General features: G+C 71.4%; 1 protein-coding gene. It reads right to left on the reverse strand.

The genetic code is table 11. The annotated features are described in order from the left end of the window. On the reverse strand, nucleotides 1-318 hold a 318-nt coding region (locus tag EN850_RS35050), incomplete at both ends, for a putative PEP-binding protein (RefSeq protein WP_348642457.1).

The following is a 318-nucleotide window of genomic DNA, read 5'->3' on the forward strand; positions in this document are numbered from 1 at the left end:
GGCACGTGTTCGGCCACCATGTGGCCTTCGGCGCGCAGCTGTTCGCTCAGCTTGAGCATGCGCCGGCGCACCGCCAGCAGTTCCTCGCGGGTGCTGATCATCGGCACCAGCACGCGCAGCTTGCCGTAGGCGGAGGCGCGCAGGATCGCGCGCAGCTGGGTGTCGGCCACTTTGGGTCGGGCCAGCGACAGGCGCACGCCGCGCAGGCCCAGCGCCGGATTCTCTTCGTTGCTCAGGGTCAGGCCGGTGCGATCGGCATGGTCGGCAACCAGGTCGAGCGTGCGGATGGTGACGGGCCGGCCGCTCGTGCCCAGCGCG

The sequence above is a fragment of the Mesorhizobium sp. M8A.F.Ca.ET.207.01.1.1 genome (genome assembly GCF_004794715.1).
Taxonomy (GTDB): domain Bacteria; phylum Pseudomonadota; class Alphaproteobacteria; order Rhizobiales; family Rhizobiaceae; genus Mesorhizobium.